The organism is Microlunatus phosphovorus NM-1, from assembly GCF_000270245.1.
Classification (GTDB): Bacteria; Actinomycetota; Actinomycetes; order Propionibacteriales; family Propionibacteriaceae; genus Microlunatus; species Microlunatus phosphovorus.
Genome location: NC_015635.1, coordinates 4,218,392 through 4,234,995 on the forward strand (window position 1 = coordinate 4,218,392; position 16,604 = coordinate 4,234,995).

Here is a 16,604-nt window from a genome sequence, read left to right on the forward strand (position 1 = left end):
CGCGCCAGAGCCGTCGCACGGAATCGCGACGAACGAGCGAGATCTCGCGGAACTCATGACCGCGGAGCGCGGAGCGCGACCATTGACAGGGTCATAGGGACAACTGTGCCATCCGTCGGCAGGCCTCCGCCAATGCTTGGGCGGTGTCGGAGGGATGTGCGTCGGGATGCATCGCGGCCACGTACACCGCGCAGCGGGCCGGTAGGTCCAATACCGGCCACGGATCCCCCGCCGCCGGGATCGCGATGCCCCCCGCTGCCCGGTAGCCATCGAGAAACTCCTGCCAGTCGGCGTCGGGCAGCAGATCCGCAGCCCAGAAGCCGGCTGGCCGGGCCAGGTCCCAGGCGGGGTCGCCCCGCCCGAGATCCTCGGGATCCAGCAGGCACCACCCTGCTGCAGTGCGGCCGAGCTGCCCCAGATGCCAGTCGCCGTGCAACAGCCGCTGCGGCTCATTCCTGCGGTACACCTGGTGAAGCAGCGATCGACCCAGATCGGCCAGCTCGGCCGGAGCGAGCGCGACGGCCCGGGCCAACCGGGCCGGCCAGCCGTGGCCCGGAACCGGGGTGGTGATCCTGGTCTCGTGCACTCGAGCCAGCAACCGCGCGGACTCCGTCCACGGAGGCGTCGCCTCGGGGGACAGCACCTCGACGATCGGCCAGCGGGTCACCAGTCCCGGCGGACGATCCGGGCCATCGACGAGCAGCAGTCGGGGAATCGGGTCCAGCGGCGTCAGCAGCGGACCACGACAGTACGCAAGGCGCTGGCCGAGCTCGGCCGCGTCCGTGGCCGGCCGGTGCACCTTCACCAGCAGATCGGCGAAGAAGTACAGCCGACTGCCGGAGCGGGTCCGCAGCTGACGCGGAGCATCGTCTCTGCCGGTGAGCTCCGCCAGCCAAGGCTCGATCACTGTTCCCCCCAATCTCAGCCGCTGCTGACCTGGAGCACGACCGCGCCGCAACAGGCCAAGACGATCGCCAAAGCCTCCCGACCGACCAACCGTTCGCCGAGGAAGACCCGGCCGATCAGCACGGCCCAGATCACGCTGGTCTCTCGCAATCCCGAGACGACGGCCAACGGTGCGCGACTCTGCGCCCAGACCACCGTGCCGTACGTGATGACCGACAGCAGTCCGCCGGTCAGCCCGCGCACCGCATGTCGACGCAGCCGGACCGGCAGCCCAGGACCGCCCTGCCACCAGCACACGCCGATCAGAACCGGCGCCTGGAGGGCGAACATCCAGCCGATGTAGGCCATCGGCTGGTCACCGATCCGGACGCCGATGCCGTCGGAGACGGTGTAGCTGGCGATGATCACCCCGGTCAGCACGGCCAGACCCAGGCCGTCACCCCGCCGTGGCAGCCCTCGACCGACCGCGAGCAGCCCGATCCCCGCCACCAGCACCGTGAGACCGAGCCAGGAGGAGGGGCTCAGTTGCTCATTCAGAACCAGTACCGAGACCGCGGTCACCAGCACCGGGGCCGTGCCCCGCATGATCGGGTAGAGCCGCGACAGGTCGCCGTGCCGGTAGGCCGAGGTGAGGGTCAGCAGATAGACCGCCTGCAGCAGCGCCGACACCACCAGGAAGGGCCAGGCACCCGGGGCCGGCAGTCCGAAGACGAGGATGCACGCAATCCCCCCGATCCCGTTGACCACCCCGATCAGGGTCGAGGCGACCCAGCGATCACCGACCGATTTGGCCAGCGCGTTCCACCCGGCGTGCAGGACCGCGGTGCCCAGCACCAACCACAGGACGTACGTCAATGGCTGGGCGCGCCGGGACGCTCGGGACGCGGCGCCGGTGTGTAGTCGACGTTGTAGATGTCAGGCTCGAGATAGAGGTCGGTGACCATCGGCTCGGCCGCCCGGATGGCCACCTCGGCTGCGTCGATCGTGGTGGCGACCTCCTGCGCCGACGAGGTGGGCCGCACCGCGATCTTGGCGGCGACCAGGATCTCCTCCGGACCCAGGTGCAGTGTCTTCATGTGGATGACCCGCTCCACCCCGTCTGCCGCCGTCAACGCGGTCTCGATGCGTCGGATCGACTCCGGGCTGGCCGACTCACCCAGCAGCAGACTCTTGGTCTCGGTAGCGAGCGTCACCGCGACCGCCACGAGCAGCAGGCCGATCATTGCGGTGCCGAACACGTCGAAGATCGCATTGTGGGTGAGCAGGGTCATTCCGACGCCGAACAGCGCGAACAGCAGTCCGAGCAGCGCGGCAAAGTCCTCGAGCAACACCACCGGCAGCTCCGGCGCCTTGGCCGATCGGATGAAGCGCGACCAGGACTGGCGGCCCTTCGTCTTGGACGATTCTCGGATCGCCGTCCGGAACGAGAGGCTCTCGGCGACAACGGCCGCGCCCAGCACGACCAGCGGGACCCACCACCACGCGCTCTCCAGCAGGCCGCCCGAATGCCCAGCACGCAATTCGTGCCACTTGTGATACGCCTCGTACAGAGCAAACAGGCCACCGACCGAGAACAGCACGATGGCCACCAGAAACGCATAGATGTAGCGGTCTCGGCCGTATCCGAACGGGTGCTCCGGCGTCGCCGCCCGCTTTGCCCGTTTGCCGCCGATCAGCAGCAGCGCCTGATTGCCCGAGTCCGCGACGGAGTGGATCGCCTCGGCGAGCATCGACGAAGCCCCGGTGAGTGCCCAGGCCCCGAACTTCGTGGCGGCGATGAAGAGGTTCGCCGTCAGCGCGGCCACCACCGCCTTGGTTCCGCCCTCTGTACTCATCCCTTTGTGCTCATCCGTGATCAGCCCTCATCTCAGCTTTGGAGGTAGCGTCCGAGACCGACCGCCAGATAGACCGCGGCGTACATGCCTGTCTGCAGCACGGTGGCATAGCGCTCCACATCGGAGCCACTGGCATGCTGCACCACGCATACTCGGATGTCATTGCGTTCGGCGGCAGTCCGCAGCCTGGCATGAGCGTGGCGAATCGGCGGTTCCGGGTTTCCGTCGTCGAGGATCAACAGCACAGGTCGCCGATCGGCCGACACAGCATCCTCGAACGGGTCAGCGAAGGGGTCGCGAGGCGCTGCGGACTCCAACACGGTGATCAGCTCGTCAGCGTCGGCGGCCAACGCGGCCCGGCCGCTCGCGGCACGCAATGCTTCGGCGACCCGCCGACTCGCTCGAGCGGCCAGCACCGAACCGCCCCAGACCAGCGGGTGCGCCTCAGCCAGCCCCATCGCCAGGTCCTTGGCAGGGTTCTCGGCGACATTCACGTACGGAGAGCAGTCGGTGGCCACCTGATCCATCGCATCCGCCACCTGCCACGGGTCCACCTCCGGCCCTAGCTGCAGCCGGTGCAACGCGGCCAGTGTGACGATCGCCGCGGCCAGCGGATCGGCGGTCGAGGTGGGCAACAGAATGGTCGAGCTGGAGACCGCGTGATCGGCGATGATCGAAGCCGGTGGACAGGCGATCAGCAGCTGGGCGCCGCGGCGTACCGCCTCGTGCACGGTTGCGAGCAACGCGGGGGTCACCAGATCGCTGGCCATCACCACGACCAGATCCAGGGCCCCCACCCAACCTGGCAGCCCATGCGCCGGCCAGGCCACGAACGGGACCGGACAGGCCGGCTCCAGCATCGCGCGGATGAACCGGGCTTCGCTGCCCACCGCGATCACTGCCCGAGGACGCTCGAGCACCGACATCTGCAGCAGCGGCTCCTCCGCCCCACCGAACTCCCGGCGCAGCCGAGCGCCCGCCTCAGCGAGGCGCCGTAGACCGGCGTCGGCGTCGCGAAGAGCCCGCTGATCCTCCAGCCAGGAGTCGTCGAACATCGGTCTAGGTGCGCTCGACGCCGTCCGCGGCGGACGTCCCCGTCGCCGGCCCTGCTGCCGAGCCCTCGGACTCGGCTGGATCGCCCGAGCTGACCGGAGCCGCGGACGATGCAGAGGCTGCCGACACTGCGGACGAGGCCGACAGATCCGCGCCGGGGCGACGGGCCTCGTCGATCAGCAGCACCGGGATGCCTTGGCGGACCGGATAGGCCAGTCCGCAGTCGGCGGCCAGGCAGACCAGCTCGTCGCGGTCATGGTCGACCGCGAGCGACCCGTGGCAGTTGGGGCAGGCCAAGATGTCGAGCAACTCGGGTGCCAGGTCGATGGCCATGCGGCCTCCTTGACTGGGTTCGGAACGCTTCTGTTCTATCGCATCTCGCTGACAATCGCGTCGCCCTGTCACGCCGACGCACTGCCACGCGGACATTCAGGCATTCAGGCTCGGATGATCGCCAGCGCCTCGTCACGGAGAGCATCGACCTCCGCGGCCGTGGGCGCCTCCACGTTGAGCCGCAGCAATGGCTCGGTGTTGCTGGGCCGTACGTTCACCCACCAGCCATCGCCGGTGAGAGTCAGACCGTCCACCCGATCCGGAACGGCCCGGCCGGCAAACTGCTGCTCCAGCTGGGCGAGCACCGGCTCGACGTCGGCGACCGTGGAGTTGATCTCCCCCGACGCTGCGAAATGGGTGTACTGCTCGACCAAGGCCGACAGCGGCTCGGTGGTCGTCCCGACCGCGGCCAGCACATGCAACGCCGCGAGCATCCCCGTGTCGGCACCCCAGAAATCCCGGAAATAGAAGTGCGCTGAATGCTCTCCGCCGAAGACCGCACCGTGCTCGGCCATCGCAGCCTTCACGAACGTGTGCCCCACCCGGGTGATCACCGTCCGACCCCCGGCGGCCGAGACCAGCTTCGGCACCGATTGAGAGGTGATCTTGTTGATCACGATCGCGCCGCCTGGATCACGGGCGAGCTCGCGGACCGCGATCAACGCCGTGATCGCCGAGGGCGAGACCACCTCTCCCCGTTCGTCGATCACGAAACAGCGGTCGGCATCGCCGTCGAACACCACCGCCAGATCGGCCCCGTGTTCACGTACCGCAGCCTGTGCATCCACCAGGTTCGCCGGCTCCAGCGGATTCGGCGGATGGTTCGGGAAACCGCCGTCCAGGTCGAGATAGAGCCCGATCAACTCCAGATTCGCCGAGCCCAGCACCGCCGGCGTGGTCAGCCCGCCCATACCGTTGCCGGCATCCACCACCACCTTGAGCCGGCGGATCCCGCTCAGGTCGACCAGCGAGTGGAGGTGTTCCGCGTACGCGGGCAGCAGGTCACGCTGAGTCAACCGGCCTGGGGTGGCTGCCGGCTCACTCGGTTCGTCTGACAGCGCGAGCGCCCGGTCTCGGATCGCAACCAGTTCAGCCGGCTGCATCGGGCGGGCCTGCGCATGACAGAACTTCGCCCCGTTGTAATTGCCCGGGTTGTGGCTCGCGGTGAACATCACCCCCGGCAGATCGAGGTGGCCCGAGGCGAACCACAGCTCGTCCGTGCTCGCCAACCCGATGTCGATGACATTGCCGCCCCGGCTCAGCACGCCGTCGGCGAATGCGGCGGCGAACTCCGGGCTGGTGGTACGCATGTCGCGCCCCAGCACGAGAGCACCGTTGCCGTCGGCGATCCCCAGCACCTCCGCAGCAGCAATTCCGATCGCGTGTGCCCCCGCCAGATCCCACTCCGGGCTGAGCCCGGTCACCACGCCACGGATGTCATTGGCCTTGAAGATACGCGAATCGATCATGGTCCGACGATCCTAATGCCCGTCGCGAGCGGCCGTGAGCGGAGCGCGGCTCTGCCTGGACGACCCGAATGAGCGTCAGCGAGTGAGCCCGTCGCGAGCGGCCGTGAAGCGGAGCGCCCGGTTCCGTCTGGACTGAGGAGAGAGCAGACAACGCTTTATCGTCTGCGATCGACGAGGAAAGACAGGACCAATCGGCGCGCAGCGGAGCAGCGGGTGACGATTACCGCGCGTCGGGGTCGGCGAGGACGGTCAGGTGACCGCGCCGCCCCAACTCGACGATCCCCGGGCGTTGCTCGCGCGGGCGTACCTCGGCCGGGCGGTCATGCACCGGCTGGTCGTAGGAGAATCCGACCTCGCGGACCGCGTTGGCCAGGGCGAGCAGGTCGTCGCTGCTCGGCTCCGGCTCGGTCGGGATCTCCTTGCGGATCACCTCCCAGCCACGCGGGGCGCGCAGGTTCTCGGCATGGGTATGGCACAGGTCGTAGCCGTGCGGCTCGTTGCGGGCGGCTAGTGGTCCCAGGACTGCGGTCGAGTCGCTGTAGACATACGTCAAGGTCGCCACAGCCGCCCCCGGGCAGCCCGCTCGTGAACACCGACGCGACACCACGGCCGAGACGCTACCCGCGGACTAGAGTGCACGCCATGTCGACTCGCCGGAAGGACCGCCACCAGCGCGGCCTGCGGGGCCCGTTGGCGCTGCCGAACCCGTACGGAGCGCGTGCCCGCCCACCCCGACCCGCCAATCGAGCCGCCTTCTTCGACGACTCCGTCCACGCCGCCGTCGACCGAATCGCCGCGACTTGCCCGGACGCATTGCTCGGGGTGACCTTCGGCATCGAGGACGTACCGCAGTTGCCGCCGTCCTGGGCCGGCGACCGCGTCCCCCTCGCCGCCGCAGTCGCCGCGGACGCCGAACAGTTGGCTCAGGTGGTCATCTATCGCCGGCCCTTGGAGCATCGGGCCGCCAGCCGTCGAGGACTGCAAATCCTGGTCTATCGCACGATCGTGGAACAGCTCTCCGCCCTCACCGGTCGCCCGGTCTCCGACTTCGACGACGAAGGCGCCGCCCCCGACGACGACTGAGCCGCGACCCTCCGAGAGGTCAGGCGGCCGTCGTGTGGGAGGCCACGATTCTCCTGTGGACACATGAGAATCTCGCCGCCACCGTCGGGTTGTCTGGTGTCTTCGGGTAGGCGTCTGTAGCGGGGACGCGAAACGTACCCGCCGCCCGCGTGACCTGCGATCGTGTGTGGCCCGCGGGCGCGAAACGTACTCAGCGCCCGTGTGACCCGCGATCATCTATGGCCCGGCGGCGCGAAACGCACCCATCGCCCGCGTGACCTGCGATCGTGTGTGGCCCGCGGGCGCGAAACGTACCCGCCGCCCGCGTGACCTGCGATCGTGTGTGGCCCGCGGGCGCGAAACGTAGGAGTCAGCGGGCGACCGAGGGGTCGAAGGTCACCTGGGGAGCCCGACTGGCGACGTCGGGCGAGGTGACCGGGAGGGTGGCCACCCCGGCGATGCCACCGGAGTTGGCCAGGAAGGTGACGCCACCCATCACGGTGGCGCCGGCGGGCGCCGAGACGACCAGGTACGCCGCCTCCCCCATGGTCAGCCGCCTGGTAGCGGTGGCGTGCGGGACCAGCAGCACATCGTCGTCGTGGATCTTGACGCCGTCGTAGCCGTACACCTCGAAGGTGAGCGGCACGTCGCCGTCGCCACCGTTGCTGAGCACCAACTGGGCATCGGTCTTGTCCAGATAGACCAGCGGGACGACACCGGTGCGCACGATCGGCGCGGCCGCGGACTGGATGGCGATGTCGGGCAGCGCGTCCTTGCCGATCGCCTCCGAGATCACCGAGCCGGTGATCGGCTGATCGCTGGTCAGCTGAATCCCGGCGGCGGCGCCCGCCAGTCCCTGGGCCACCGACACTTCGGCGGTGCTCTCCGGCGGCACCTCGACCGTCTCGGCGCCGGCCGGTGCGAACCCACCTGCCGCGCCCAGCACCGACACGCTCACCTGGGCCCGGTTGGTGCCGGGGTTGGCGACCAGCAGCGTACGGGTGCCGGAGCCCTCGGGAATGCCGGGAATGACGACCGAGTGCGCCGGCGGCACGGCAGAGACCTGCCAGTCTGCGCCGGTGGGCGCGAAGTCGAGGCTCCGGCGGTTCAGCGCGACGGCCGACACTCGGCCCGTGCTCGCCCGCACCGACACGGTGAGTGGACCTTGCACGGTGACCAGGGTGTCCAGCGAGACGGTTCTGCTGGTCCCACCCTCGATCATCAGACCAGGACTTCCCGGCACCACCACGATGCCGTCCCGGCCGTAGAAGCGGAGATCCACCTCGGCCTGACCGGCGTCGGGATTGGTCAGCACCAGCTCAGTACGGTACGCCGGATTGGCGCCCACACCTACGAACCACTGCTCCGTCGCCGGTGCCGCACACGGCGCCGCCATCAGGCCGGACTGCTCGCCCTTGGTGGCCCGACTGCTGACCGCGCCGCTGCCGGCGGTGGCCATCACGCCCTCCCCGGTGAGCAGCGCCGGCTTGGCGGGCGCATCCTTCTGCTCGCCGAAGCCCTGCTTCTCGATGGTGAGCAGCGGCGAGCCGCTGTCGAGCTCGGTCGCGGTCAAGGCGCCCTCCCGGCCCGGTGCTTTGCGGACCGCAATCGCAGACAAGGTAGCCGTGGCTTCCTTGTCGGGAGTGGTGGTGCAGACCGTCGTGGTCCGGCCTACCAGCGGCGCCTGGGCGACGGTGACCGGCGCGGCCTGCGGCTGCAGCACCGTGCCGCCGGCCACGACGAGCGCCACGGCGGCCAGTGCCGCGGAAACCGTCACGACCTGCCGGAACGGGCCGGTGGCTTGGCTGCGACGTGGACTCACTGGGCCCGACCTCCCACGAATGCCGCCCGGCGGGCGGTCCGGACCGGGTCACGAACCTCAGGTCGCCGGATTCCAGGGGCGGCAAGCACCAGCCCGACCGCGACGATCACGCCCTGAGCGACGAGCAGCCAGACCGTCGGCGAGGCAAGCCTGATGGTCACGGTTCCGCCGGCCTCGGGCAGTTCGAATGCCTGCTGCCAGCCCTCGGTCGTTGGGGTCAGCGGTGTGCCGTCGATGCTGGCTCGCCAGCGCGGATCGGACGGTTCTCCCAACCGGAGCTGACGGTTCGCCGAGCCTGCAGCCACCGCCGGGGGCAGCGTGTCGATCCCGTTGAGCTGTTGGCCGTCCGCGACGACGACCCGGGTGACCGGTGGCTGTAGCTGCCACACCGTCGCCTCCAGGTTGCCGCTGGCGGTGCCGAGCTGCGGGGTGTTGTCGATCCGGGCGATCTCCTCGGTGGTCGCACCGTGCACCCACACATAGCCGATCCCGAGACTGCGCAGCTGCGGGGCGATGTCGGAGTCGGCCGTCCCTGCCACCAGGCCTTGGACAAGGTCGCCGATCTGGGCCGGAGCCGTGGTCGAGCCGCCGAAGGCGAAGCCTCGGTCGGCGTCGCCGAGTCGCAGCTGGTCGCCGGCAACAACCGAATAGTGCGCGACGCCGACCGTTCCGGTCGTCGGATCAGGGTCGTCTCCCAGATCGATGGCCAGCACCCGTACGCCGGCGTCGGAGAGCATGGCGTTCTGCAGGTACGGAGGCAGCGCGTCCAGCTGCTGCCGTCCGATCGGCCCGCTGGCTCCAGCCCAGACCCACCAGCCTGCGGCGCCCACCACGGTCACCACGGCGAGCACGCCCGCGATCACGCTGGTCGGCTGCAGCCAGCCGAAGCTCCGGCGGCGCAGCTCGGCGGCCAGTCCGTCGGTGCCGACGGCCGCCGCGAGCAGCAGCGCGGCGAACCCGATCAACAGATAGGCACCCGTCCAGGGCCGGATCTCACTGCCGATCGGCGGTACCGCGACCACCAGCCGGCTGAGCAGCACCGAGCCGATCATGGCGATGATCCCGGCCAGCCAGGAGCCGACCACCACCCCACTGCGAGGGCGTCGGCCGAGGCCGACCAGCGCCGCCAACCAGATCACCCCGAACACGACCGCGCCCAGCCACAACGGCGGCAGACCCGGCCCGATCTCCCGTCCGAGCAGCAGCTCCCACACCTGGGGTGCATTGCCGGCCGCGACCAGAGCCGCATCCGGACCGGCGAACAGCCGCCCCGGGAAGGCGATCAGGGTCGGCCACCACGGTGCCCAGACCAGCAGCGGCAGACCGAGGGCGAGACCGATCCGGCCGACCTTGCGCGGCGTACGCCGCAGCCAGATGGCACCGATCAGCCCCAACAGCAAAGCGACCAGGATCAGCGACGGCTCGAAGGCGGTGAGTCCGACCAGCACCACGCCGGCGCCCCATCCGCCACGCCAGGCCTCGGGAGCCCGCGGCCGGCGCTCCACCAGTCCTCGCAACGCGAGCACCAGCATCGGCAGCAGGATGACCACCACGCTCAGTGTCAACCGGCCCTGGTTGGTGCCGCCGAGCAGCGCCGGCAGCAGCGCGTACGCGGCCGCCGCGAGAATCCGGATCCGCCGGTCGTCAACCAGCGAACGAAGCAATGGATAGACCGCCAGGTAGCCCGACGGCACGACGCCGAGCAGCAGCGAGGTGACCAGCCATTCCGGCTGACCGGCCAGGATCGTCGAGCCGAGCGCTACCAGCGCCAGCCATGGCGGGGCCATCTCACCCGGTGCTCCGACGACCGGGCTGGCCGCCGATCGCCAGAGCTCGCCGAGTCGATCGGGCGCGGGCAACAGCGCCGGCGCATCGAGATGCCCGAGGCCGAGCAGTCCGCGAGCCGCGATCACGCTCGCGATCACCAGGACCGCGCCGACGACCACCGCCGGTGCCAGCCAGGGATGCTTCGAGCGGTCCTCACCGGTGCCGGCGAACTCGTCCCCGGTGAGCTCGTCCAGGCTGGCGGCCTCGCTGTCGCCGGCAAGCTCGCGGTAGCGATCGGAGACCGTACCGGTCAACGACTCGAAAGCCAGCCGGATACTCGCCCACCATGGCGGGCGCAGGGTGCGGATCAGTTGCGCGCTGCCCGGCTCGACGGGTTGACCCGCCAATCGATGTCGATAGGCGCGGATGCGCCCAGGATGGGCGACCAGCCAGCCGAGACCGGCCAGCTCGTCGCGAGCTCGGGCCGGAGCTTTGCCGAGCAGGTAGCCGAGCGCGCGCAACAGACAGTCGAGCGCCAGCCGCAGCCAGGTGAAGGGCAGTCGCCACGCCGGTGCGCGACCGGCGACGATCAGCATGCCGAGCTGCTGGTCGACCCGGTCCGGGTGCCGGCCACCCGCACCACGCGGTCGCAGGCCCGCGCGTCCGACCTGGCGGTGCACCATCGCGGCCTCAGGGGTCGTGACGACCCGTAGACCACGGGCGGTAGCCCGCCAACCGAGCTCGACACCGTCGCGGAAGCACGGCACATCAGGATCGAGTCCGCCGAGATCGCGCCAGGTGGTCAGCCGCAGCAGCATGCCGCAGGTCGACACGCCCAGGGTCTGCTTGGCGCGGTCGCGCTGACCCTGGTCGATCTCTTCCAGATCGAGCCCCATCTCACGGCGCCCTGTGCCGGAGATGCTGACGCCGAGCTCACTGAGCTGATGACCGCCGCGGTGACGCCGGCGCGGGAAGAGCAGCTTGGGGCCGGTGATGTCGACGCTCGGGTCGGAGACCAGGTGGGCCAGCAGACGTTGGAGCGCGTCGGGCCGAGGAACGGCGTCGTCGTGGAGCAGCCAGAGGAAGTGGTTATCGAGGTGTTCGGGGTCCTCAACCGAGTCCTCGTCCTCGTCGGCCTGGTCCTCGTCGGCCTGGTCGGCATTGGCCGGGGCCTCGTCGGCCTGGTCGGCATTGGCCGGGGCCTCGTTCTCTGGATCTTCGCCGGGAGCATCGTGATCCGGGCTCTCTTGATCCTCGTCGGCTGGACTCTCCGCGGCGAGTGCCGCAGCCACACCGGCACCGAACCCGCCGGCCGCAGGCCCTTCGACGACCGCATCGAGCACGCCGTGCCGGTGTGCTCGCTCCAGCAGTTCAAGCGTGGAGTCGGTGCTGCCGTTGTCGACCGCGATCAGTCGGGACGGTTTGACCGTGAGCCGAGAGAGGGCCGCCAACGTGTCGGGCAGCCAGTCCTCCGCATCCAGCGTGACCAGCACAGCGGTGACCGTGCAGTGCGACACGTCCGGCGGGGCCGGCTCGTCGGACTGCTCGTGGAGCCACGCCCAGCGGTCCGGCTCGTCCTCGATGATCGGAATCCGCAGATCGTCCCAGCCGTCGCCGGAGAGATTCTGGGTCTCCTCGCTCACGTCGTTGTCCATGAGTCTCGGAAGAACCTCGCGATGTCGTACGGCCAGTGATGCGGCCCCGCGCAACGGCGCAGGGCGACGACCACTGTATGCGAGGTCAGCGCGCCCCAGCGAGCACGACCATCCGGATCAGACGGCGCGCTTCTTCAGTTTGCGGCGCTCGCGCTCCGACAGGCCACCCCAGATGCCGAACCGCTCGTCATGCCGCAACGCATACTCCAGGCACTCGGCCCGGACATCGCAGGAAAGGCACACCTTCTTGGCCTCGCGGGTGGATCCACCCTTTTCAGGAAAGAAGGCCTCCGGATCAGTCTGCGCGCACAGCGCACGCTCCTGCCAGCCAAATGCACCTTCATCGACGTCCGCCAGTTGCTCCACCGTCTTGCCTCCTCGACCCGGGGGTTTGTTGCCTGCCGAGGGGTTCGCGGCCCCACGGCAATCGTGTGTCGACCAGTGACCGTCGTCGACGCCCCCGCGCCCACGATGTCGTCTCAGTCGAACAACATAGGTGAAATTACATGCCTGTCAATGCACGAAAGTCAAGGCCGAGTTTGGTATATGGTCAGTTGCCCCGCCCCGAGCGGCCCACCCCCAACCCCACTTCGCACCATTTGGTGCTACTGCGCATGGGGGGGTGTACGTGGTGCGAAGATGACCGAACTGGTGCGAAGTCGCATCCGCCGAGGCGCACCCGCCGACGCGAGTGGCGACTGACACAGCTCAACGAAGATCGTCGTCATCCTCGGCCGACGGGCGGATCCGCCGCTGGGGCTCCGTTCCGGCCGGCCTCGCCTCGGCACGCCCGGCGTCAGCAGGAGCGGCGTCAGCAGGAGCGGCATCAGCAGGAGCGGCATCAGCGGGCAACTCGGATCCCGGCCGCGACCACGTCAGACCCGGGCGCCCTTGAGCCGCATCGTCGGCGGTCAGCCAGACCGCGCCGGCCGCATCGTCCACGTGCCACGCCGCCGGCAGTCGCTCCGGCTCGGTGTTGGCCGATGTCGTCTCGCCGTCAGCAGAGCTCCCAGCAGGCCTCTCGGGCAGCGCCGGCGTGGCAACTGACAGTTCGGCGCGTACGGGGTCGCCACGGCCCTGCCCTGCGGCGCTGGTCCGACCGGCCGCGAGCAATGCCAGGCCCAGAGCCACTGCCGGGATCGCCAGCCGCAGGACGCCCTCGATCACGAACAGCAGGTACCCGCTGTCCGGAGTCGGCCACCTGACCAGCTCGACCACGGCCCACATCGACAGCGCCAACCAGCCGAGCACCGTGAGACCGACGACCAGCAATCCCACGATGGCGATAGAGCGAGCATGCGGACTCGTCCCTGCCGGCTCCCCTTCCCGCACAACGACCGGAGTGGCACACCACAGCACCGCGCCAGCCGTTGCCAGCAGCAACAGCTCATCGCCTCCCGGGAGACCGCCCAGCGCGCCGTGCATGGTGGCGGCCTCGATCGCCTGCCACAGCGCGATCCCGCGTAGCACGAACATCATCGCCAAGACGACCAGCAGCAGTACGGCAAGGGGTTCCCGCCATCGGTGCCAGGGCATGCCGTCACCCTAGTGCTTGCCTCCGCAGGCTCATCCCAGCCGTCAGTTCACGCCTGCATGGAACACTGGCCACGTGCAGATCGTCGTCCTGGCCGGTGGTGTCGGTGGCTCCCGTTTCGTCTCCGGGGTCCGGGCCGCCTACCCCGATGCCCAGCTGACCGTCATCGTGAACACCGCAGACGACGTGACCATGCACGGGCTGCGGATCTGTCCCGATCTGGACACCATGACCTACACCCTCGGGCGGGGCATCGACCCCGAGCGCGGGTGGGGCCGGGCCGGCGAGACCTGGCGAGTCAAGGAGGAGCTGGCGGCATACGGTCTGGAGCCCACCTGGTTCGGGCTAGGAGACCTGGACCTGGCCACGCATCTGGCCCGGACCCAGCTGTTGGCTGCCGGTTTGCCGCTGTCGGAGGTCACCCGCCGGATCACCGCGCGTTGGCTGGCCGACGACCCCCGGCTCATCCTGCTGCCGATGACCGACGATGTGGTCGAGACCGAGGTCGCGATCGCCGACCCGGCGGCCGACGGCGGGCGGCGATGGCTGCATTTCCAGGAATACTGGGTACGGCTCCGCGCCCAACCGGATGCGCTGGCGATCCGTCGGCGAGGGATCGAGGCAACCCGCCCGGCAGCAGGCGTTGCGGAGGCGATTGCCGCCGCCGACCTGATCCTGATTGCCCCCAGCAACCCGGTGGTCTCGATCGGCCCGATTCTGGAGGTCCCTGGCATCCGCACCGCGCTGCGCACGGGCAATGCTCCCGTGGTCGGCTTCGCCGGCATCCTAGGAGGGGCGCCAGTGCTCGGCATGGCCCACCGGCTGCTGCCCGCGATCGGCGTCGAGGTGGACGCGGCTGCGGTCGGCCGGCACTACGGCAGCCGCGCTGCCTGCGGTGTCCTGCACCTGTGGGTGATGGACTCCGCCGACGCCGCCAGCGCCGCCGGACTGGAGGCCGACGGGCTGCACGTGGCTGTCACCGGACTGATCATGAGCAGCCCCGACGCGACCGCAGAGTTCATTCGACTTGCGGTCAAGGCACTCCCCTCGTCTGCCCTGTGATGCCGGGTGATTTCGGCGAGGCCAGCCGCAGACACACTGTGCGGTTTTGCCGGGAACACCCGGCAGGATCGCACACCTTATTCGCTGATCGGCCCGCTGATGCCGACTGACTCTGCGATAGCGCTCTTCGCCCCGGCGGGCATCGGGGAGGTGGCCCCCGGGACCGATCTGGTCGAGCTACTCACCGCCGCGATCAGCGCCGATGAGCACGGACCGCTGCGGCCCGGGGACATCGTCGTCGTCACTTCCAAGATCATCAGCAAGGCGGAGGACCGGTACGCCGACGCCGCCGATCGGGAGGCGGCGATCGCGGCCGAGAGCACCCGTACCGTGGTTCGGCGCGGGTCGATGCGCATCGTCCGTACCCGAACCGGGCTGACGATCGCGGCCGCGGGCGTGGACAACTCCAACGTGGCACCAGGGCGGATCCTGCTGCTGCCCCTCGACCCGGACGCCTCCGCCGAGCGGCTGGCAGCCGGGCTCAGCGAAGCCGCGGGCGGCGACGTCGGGGTGATCGTCTCCGACACGGCCGGCCGGCCGTGGCGGCTCGGACAGACCGATCACGCGATCGGCGCGGCCCGGGTCCGAGTGCTGGAGAGCTATGCCGGCAAGACCGATCCGTACGGCAATGAGCTGGCCGTCACCACGATGGCGCTGGCGGACGAACTGGCCGCCGCTGCGGACCTGGTGAAACGCAAGCTGGCCGGCCGGCCGGTGGCAGTGATCCGCGGTCTGAGCGAGCTGGTCGGTCCGCAGCCTGAGGAAGCCGCCGGCGCGACCACGATTGTCCGGACCGGACCCGACGACCTGTTCAGCCACGGGTCGCGCGAGGCGGTGCTGGCTGCACTGTGCCGCGCGCTCGGCGTACCCGAGGCGTACGAGGAACTGGTCGGCGCCGGCCCGCAGACCGCGACCACACAACTGCTGCAAACCGGCACGCTGCCGGTCGATGCCGCAGACCTGATCCGCTCCCTGCTGCTCGATCAGCAGGCGCCTCAGGCGTAGTCAGGACCCAATCGGGCGGTGACCTCGGCGACGAGCTCCTTGACGCGCTCGGCCTCGCCCAGCGGGCAGACGACGGTGATCTGGTCGGTCTGGACCATCACGGTGTCGTGCATGCCGATGGCGGCCAGCAGCCGACCATTGCCGGCCCGGTTGAGCACCAGGTTGTCGCGAGAACCAACGACCACCGTGGTCCCGGACACGGCGTTGCCGTGGTCGTCCCACGGCAGCTGACCGCGCAGCGACGGGAAGCCGCCGACGTCGTGCCAGGTGATCGGCAGCTGGACCGCGACCACGTGAGCGTTCGTTCGACCCTGGGAAGCCGGCTCCATGACTGCATAGTCCACGCTGATCTTGGCCAGCTTCGGATAGATCTCAGCCAACCGGTCGGGCTGGGCGGCAAGCTCGGTGACCAGCCGATGCGTATCGGGCAGCAGTTGGCGCAGCTGGTCGAGCACCGTGGTAGCCCGCCAGATGAACATGCCCGAGTTCCACCAGTACTCCCCCGAGTCGAGATAGCTCTCTGCCGTCGTCCGGTCGGGCTTCTCCTTGAACGCGAGCACTCGCCGAACATCCGGGTGGTCTGGCAGGCCCTCTCCCCAATGCAGGTAGCCGTAGCCGGTGTGCGGGGTCGTAGGCACCACGCCGAAGGTGACCAAGGCATGCTCGTCGGCCTCGGCGACCTCGAATCCTTCCCGCAGCGCCCGCTGGAAGGTCGAGGTGGGCCGCATGATCTGGTCGGAGGCGACGACCGCCATCACCGCGTCGGGGTCGGACGCAGCCAGCACGGCTGCGGTCCACGCGATCGCGTTGAGGGAGTCCCTGCCTTCGGGCTCACCCAGGATGTTCTCCGGTGGCAGCTCGGGCAGCTCCTCAGCCACCACGTGCGCATAGTCGGTGCCGGTGCACACCCACACCTGTTCAGGACCGACCAGGCCGTCCAACCGGTCGTACGCCAGTCGCAGCAGGCTCTTCCCACCGAGAATGCGGAGCAGCTGCTTGGGCATGTCCTGGCGCGACAGTGGCCACAGTCGCTTTCCGGAGCCGCCGGCCATGATGAGCACGTGACGCATCGCTCCAGGCTAATGAGAGATCGACGCCAGC

The 16,604-nt window shown here is 69.5% G+C and carries 15 protein-coding genes; 3 read left to right on the forward strand and 12 right to left on the reverse strand.

Translation table 11 applies throughout. The annotated features are described in order from the left end of the window. Positions 1-91: 91 nt before the first annotated feature. From MLP_RS18945 to MLP_RS18975, 7 genes are all read right to left on the reverse strand, one after another. Entirely contained in the window at positions 92-907 is an 816-nt protein-coding gene (locus tag MLP_RS18945; RefSeq protein ID WP_013864774.1) for a phosphotransferase, read from the reverse strand. A 14-nt stretch (positions 908-921) separates the two neighbouring features. Then, complete coding sequence (locus MLP_RS18950; protein WP_013864775.1) at positions 922-1,761, reverse strand: EamA family transporter; 840 nt, start codon at positions 1,759-1,761, stop codon at positions 922-924. Next, entirely contained in the window at positions 1,758-2,741 is a 984-nt protein-coding gene (locus tag MLP_RS18955; RefSeq protein ID WP_013864776.1) for a cation diffusion facilitator family transporter, read from the reverse strand. The genes MLP_RS18950 and MLP_RS18955 overlap by 4 nt, the downstream gene beginning before the upstream one ends. Positions 2,742-2,773: 32 nt before the next feature. Continuing rightward, positions 2,774-3,796, reverse strand: a complete 1,023-nt coding sequence (locus MLP_RS18960) for an SIS domain-containing protein (RefSeq protein WP_013864777.1) — start codon at positions 3,794-3,796, stop codon at positions 2,774-2,776. Between the two features lie 4 nt (positions 3,797-3,800). Continuing rightward, a complete protein-coding gene (locus MLP_RS29645) occupies positions 3,801-4,127 on the reverse strand; it encodes a Trm112 family protein (protein WP_013864778.1) in 327 nt (108 codons plus the stop codon). Between the two features lie 104 nt (positions 4,128-4,231). Beyond that, complete coding sequence (manB, locus tag MLP_RS18970) at positions 4,232-5,596, reverse strand: phosphohexomutase domain-containing protein (protein ID WP_013864779.1); 1,365 nt, start codon at positions 5,594-5,596, stop codon at positions 4,232-4,234. A 220-nt stretch (positions 5,597-5,816) separates the two neighbouring features. Further along, a complete protein-coding gene (locus MLP_RS18975; RefSeq protein WP_456237769.1) occupies positions 5,817-6,158 on the reverse strand; it encodes a DUF3499 domain-containing protein in 342 nt (113 codons plus the stop codon). Positions 6,159-6,238: 80 nt separating this feature from the next. Here MLP_RS18975 and MLP_RS18980 point away from each other — a divergent pair, with 80 nt between their 5' ends. Beyond that, positions 6,239-6,679, forward strand: coding sequence for a metallopeptidase family protein (locus MLP_RS18980; RefSeq protein ID WP_041790278.1), 441 nt, complete (start codon positions 6,239-6,241; stop codon positions 6,677-6,679). Positions 6,680-7,028: 349 nt separating this feature from the next. Here MLP_RS18980 and MLP_RS18985 read toward each other — a convergent pair whose 3' ends face one another. The 4 genes from MLP_RS18985 to MLP_RS28680 form a co-directional block, all read right to left on the reverse strand. Beyond that, complete coding sequence (locus MLP_RS18985) at positions 7,029-8,480, reverse strand: DUF5719 family protein (RefSeq protein ID WP_013864782.1); 1,452 nt, start codon at positions 8,478-8,480, stop codon at positions 7,029-7,031. Further along, a complete protein-coding gene (locus MLP_RS18990) occupies positions 8,477-11,902 on the reverse strand; it encodes a glycosyltransferase (RefSeq protein ID WP_013864783.1) in 3,426 nt (1,141 codons plus the stop codon). The genes MLP_RS18985 and MLP_RS18990 overlap by 4 nt, the downstream gene beginning before the upstream one ends. A 117-nt stretch (positions 11,903-12,019) precedes the next feature. After that, entirely contained in the window at positions 12,020-12,268 is a 249-nt protein-coding gene (locus MLP_RS18995) for a WhiB family transcriptional regulator (RefSeq protein ID WP_013864784.1), read from the reverse strand. A 342-nt stretch (positions 12,269-12,610) separates the two neighbouring features. Next, the gene (locus MLP_RS28680) at positions 12,611-13,438 is read right to left on the reverse strand and encodes a hypothetical protein (RefSeq protein ID WP_013864785.1); all 828 of its coding nucleotides are present in this window, start codon (positions 13,436-13,438) and stop codon (positions 12,611-12,613) included. A gap of 73 nt (positions 13,439-13,511) precedes the next feature. On the opposite strand from MLP_RS28680, the gene cofD reads away from it, so the two are divergent. Beyond that, complete coding sequence (gene cofD / locus MLP_RS19005) at positions 13,512-14,498, forward strand: 2-phospho-L-lactate transferase (RefSeq protein ID WP_013864786.1); 987 nt, start codon at positions 13,512-13,514, stop codon at positions 14,496-14,498. A 99-nt stretch (positions 14,499-14,597) separates the two neighbouring features. After that, positions 14,598-15,503: a coenzyme F420-0:L-glutamate ligase gene (cofE, locus tag MLP_RS19010; protein WP_013864787.1), complete on the forward strand. Its 906-nt coding sequence runs from the start codon at positions 14,598-14,600 to the stop codon at positions 15,501-15,503. Here the strand turns inward: cofE and MLP_RS19015 are convergent. Then, on the reverse strand, positions 15,494-16,573 hold the full coding sequence (locus MLP_RS19015; protein WP_013864788.1) for a mannose-1-phosphate guanylyltransferase: 1,080 nt from the start codon (positions 16,571-16,573) through the stop codon (positions 15,494-15,496). The genes cofE and MLP_RS19015 overlap by 10 nt on opposite strands. Positions 16,574-16,604: the final 31 nt, after the last annotated feature.

Bases quoted from the DNA above. Each gene is read 5' to 3' on its own strand.
- MLP_RS18955 (WP_013864776.1), bottom strand. From the start codon at position 2,741: ATGAGTACAGAGGGCGGAACCAAGGCGGTGGTGGCCGCGCTGACGGCG.
- MLP_RS18960 (WP_013864777.1), bottom strand. From the start codon at position 3,796: ATGTTCGACGACTCCTGGCTGGAGGATCAGCGGGCTCTTCGCGACGCC.
- MLP_RS29645 (WP_013864778.1), bottom strand. From the start codon at position 4,127: ATGGCCATCGACCTGGCACCCGAGTTGCTCGACATCTTGGCCTGCCCC.
- manB (WP_013864779.1), bottom strand. From the start codon at position 5,596: ATGATCGATTCGCGTATCTTCAAGGCCAATGACATCCGTGGCGTGGTG.
- MLP_RS18980 (WP_041790278.1), top strand. From the start codon at position 6,239: ATGTCGACTCGCCGGAAGGACCGCCACCAGCGCGGCCTGCGGGGCCCG.
- MLP_RS18990 (WP_013864783.1), bottom strand. From the start codon at position 11,902: ATGGACAACGACGTGAGCGAGGAGACCCAGAATCTCTCCGGCGACGGC.
- MLP_RS28680 (WP_013864785.1), bottom strand. From the start codon at position 13,438: ATGCCCTGGCACCGATGGCGGGAACCCCTTGCCGTACTGCTGCTGGTC.
- cofE (WP_013864787.1), top strand. From the start codon at position 14,598: ATGCCGACTGACTCTGCGATAGCGCTCTTCGCCCCGGCGGGCATCGGG.
- MLP_RS19015 (WP_013864788.1), bottom strand. From the start codon at position 16,573: ATGCGTCACGTGCTCATCATGGCCGGCGGCTCCGGAAAGCGACTGTGG.